Source organism: Amorphus sp. MBR-141 (assembly GCF_053628695.1).
In genome coordinates, this window is sequence record NZ_JBRJGW010000073.1 from 1 (window position 1) to 3,375 (window position 3,375).

At 54.7% G+C, this 3,375-nt stretch carries 3 protein-coding genes; all 3 read left to right on the forward strand.

Annotated features, from left to right (window positions below):
* Positions 1–450: 450 nt before the first annotated feature.
* On the forward strand, positions 451–642 hold the full coding sequence (locus ACSSVZ_RS27990; RefSeq protein WP_062561268.1) for a helix-turn-helix domain-containing protein: 192 nt from the start codon (positions 451–453) through the stop codon (positions 640–642).
* The gene (locus ACSSVZ_RS27995) at positions 639–2,186 is read left to right on the forward strand and encodes a type I restriction-modification system subunit M (RefSeq protein ID WP_453974147.1); all 1,548 of its coding nucleotides are present in this window, start codon (positions 639–641) and stop codon (positions 2,184–2,186) included. Before ACSSVZ_RS27990 ends, ACSSVZ_RS27995 begins: the two co-directional genes overlap by 4 nt.
* Positions 2,183–3,375 (forward strand): restriction endonuclease subunit S (locus ACSSVZ_RS28000; RefSeq protein WP_453974148.1); only part of this gene is annotated, 1,193 nt, incomplete at its 3' end. The genes ACSSVZ_RS27995 and ACSSVZ_RS28000, both read left to right, overlap by 4 nt.

Consider the following 3,375-nt stretch of genomic DNA (forward strand, 5'->3'; position numbering starts at 1 on the left):
AAATCCGAAATCCCCATAGCCCATCGCCTGGGGCCCGCGGGTTCCTTCCTCGGGGACTTTCGTACGCCTTTCGGCGCCCGAAACTCTTCACGAGAGCGGACCGGCCGGATCTGGGGCGAGAACTGTCGACAACGGACGTTCACCGGGGCGTGCGCTGGTCATTCAAACCAGTTTCATGCGCCAACATTCCAGCCGACCGCTTCCGTCTTTAATCGTCAAAGCGCGCACAGGCGGCATCGATTGGACCGTGGGCAGAGGGCTTGGGGGGGTGACACGGCTCAGGTGCCCGGACATCGAAGAAAGCGACAAAAACCCGAATACAAGGAGCAATACGCCCAAAGCCAGCCCGATTTCATCAGAGCTCTGAAATTGCTTGGAATTCCTGCCTTGTAGGAATCCGCAAGTTTCCATAGAAATCTCAAAAAGGGTGATTCTGGGAAAGTGCTTCGCATGGCAGCTGATATCATGACCATTGATGAAGTCGCCGACTATCTCAGGATCAACAAGAAAACCGCTTACCGCCTTGCGGCCGACAGCAAGTTGCCCGGCTTCAAGGTTGGCGGCACCTGGCGGTTTCGGCGCGTAGATATTGAGGACTGGATCGAGCGTGAAGCCAGTCCGAAGAAGGACAAAAAGAGATGACCGGCCCAAAACAACGCGCGGCGCTACAACGGAAAATCTGGGACATCGCGAACGATGTGCGCGGCTCGGTCGATGGCTGGGACTTCAAACAATATGTCCTCGGCACGCTTTTTTACCGCTTTATCAGCGAGAATTTCGCTGCGTATATCGAGGCGGATGACGAGAGCATCAACTACGCTAGTCTTCCCGACGATGTCGTCACCGATGAGATCAAGGATGACGCGATCAAAACCAAGGGCTATTTCATCTATCCCAGCCAACTCTTTGCCAATGTCGCAAAAGACGCGCATCAGAATGACAGCCTGAACACCGGTCTGGCGCAGATCTTCGCAGCGATCGAGTCCTCCGCCAATGGCTACCCGTCAGAGCAGGACATCAGGGGCCTGTTTGCCGACTTCGACACGACCAGCACGCGCCTTGGCAATACGGTGACGGAGAAGAACAACCGCTTGGCGAAAGTGCTGAAACGTGTTGCGGAATTGGATTTCGGAGACTTCCACAATAGTCAGATTGATCTGTTCGGCGATGCCTATGAATTCCTGATCTCGAACTATGCCGCCAATGCGGGCAAGTCTGGCGGGGAGTTCTTCACCCCGCAACATGTCTCAAGGCTGATCGCGCGGCTAGCCATGCATGGGCAAACACGCGTCAACATGATTTACGACCCGGCCTGCGGCTCCGGCTCGCTGCTGCTGCAAGCCAAGAAGCATTTCGATGAACACATCATCGAAGAGGGCTTCTTCGGGCAGGAGATCAACCACACGACCTACAACCTCGCCCGCATGAACATGTTCCTGCACAACATCAATTACGACAAGTTCAATATCCAGCGCGGCGATACGCTCACCCAGCCGCATTTCCAGGACGACAAACCCTTTGACGCCATCGTCTCCAATCCGCCCTATTCGGTGAAATGGATCGGCTCGGACGATCCCACGCTGATCAATGATGACCGCTTTGCTCCGGCGGGAGTGCTGGCACCCAAATCAAAGGCTGATTTCGCCTTTGTGCTTCATGCACTCAGCTATCTGTCGGCCAAGGGCCGTGCGGCGATCGTATGCTTTCCCGGCATTTTCTATCGCGACGGGGCGGAGAAAAAGATCCGGCAATATCTGGTTGATAACAACTATGTCGAGACGGTGATCGCGCTCGCCTCCAACCTTTTCTACGGCACGACCATCGCGGTGACGATCCTGGTCCTCGCCAAGAACAAGACCGACACGGCCATCCAATTCATCGACGCCACCGGCGAAGAGTTTTTCAATAAGGCCACCAACACCAATCTGATGACTGACGATCACATCGCGCAGGTGATCGAGATTTTTGATCGCAAGGAAGACGTCGATCACGTCGCGGCCTCGGTGCCGTATGAGACCATCGTGGAGCGGGGCTATAACCTCTCCGTCAGCTCCTATGTCGAGCCGCGCGACACGCGTGAGATCGTCAATATCGACGAACTGAATGATCAGATCGGCACCACTGTGGAACGGATCAATCAGCTGCGCACCGACATCGACGCCATCATTGCGGAGATCAACGCGTGAGCGCGGCGGGTTTTCTGGAGAAGCTACTGGGCGGCGCTGAGGTGGAGTGGGTGCCTCTGGGGCACGTCACTCAACCAACAGCGAACATCAAATGGTCTGAAGCCGACGGCGTTTACCGATATATTGATCTCACGTCCGTCGACATCAAAGCCAAACGCGTTACCGAAACAAGCGAGATTTCAGCCGAGACCGCGCCAAGCAGAGCGCAGAAACTCGTCCAAGAGAATGACGTCATTTTCGCCACGACGCGCCCCGCACAACAACGATACTGCCTAATCGACTCGGAACTGGCCGGAAACGTCGCCAGCACGGGTTACTGCGTGCTCAGAGCAAAGCAGGATCAGGCTCTACCCAAGTGGATTTTGCACTGGCTTAGCACAACAGAATTCATGAATTACGTCGAAGAGAATCAGAGTGGTGCTGCATATCCAGCGATATCAGACGGCAAAGTGAAAGCGTTCAAGATCCCCATTCCATGCACGGATGATCCGGAAAAGTCGCTGGCGATTCAGCGGGAGATTGTGCGGATACTCGACAGCTTCACCGAGCTTACCGCCGAGCTTACCGCCGAGCTTACCCAGCGCAAAAAGCAATACAACCACTACCGCGACCGGCTTCTCAGCTTTGAAGGTGGGGATGTCGAATGGAAACCCTTGGACGAGATTGGTGAGTTCATCCGTGGAAAGCGCTTTACGAAAGCCGACTATGTGGATGAAGGAATCGGCGCGATCCACTATGGCGAAATCTACACGCACTATGGTGTCTTCGCGCAGAAAACACTTTCGAAAGTCAGAAGCGATATGGCGGCGTCGTTGCGATACGCTGAGCCAAATGATGTTGTCATCGCGGGCGTCAGCGAAACAATTGAAGACGTCGGCAAAGCGGTTGCGTGGCTGGGAGAAGAAAAAGTTGCGATCCACGATGATAGCTATGCTTTTCGCCACAACATGAACCCGAAGTTCATCGCATATGCGATGCAAACAGACGCCTTTCATGATCAGAAAGCGAAATACGTTTCGAGCGGCAAGATCAAAAGGCTCCTGATTGATGGGGTTAAAAACGTGCAGCTGCCGGTTCCTTTCCCCGACGACCCTACTAAGAGCGCGTTTGAGAAGGATTCCCAAGGCGTCTGTTGCGTGATTCATAGGGGGTCGGATCAACGAGACAGGCCGACGCTCCATGCCCCGGA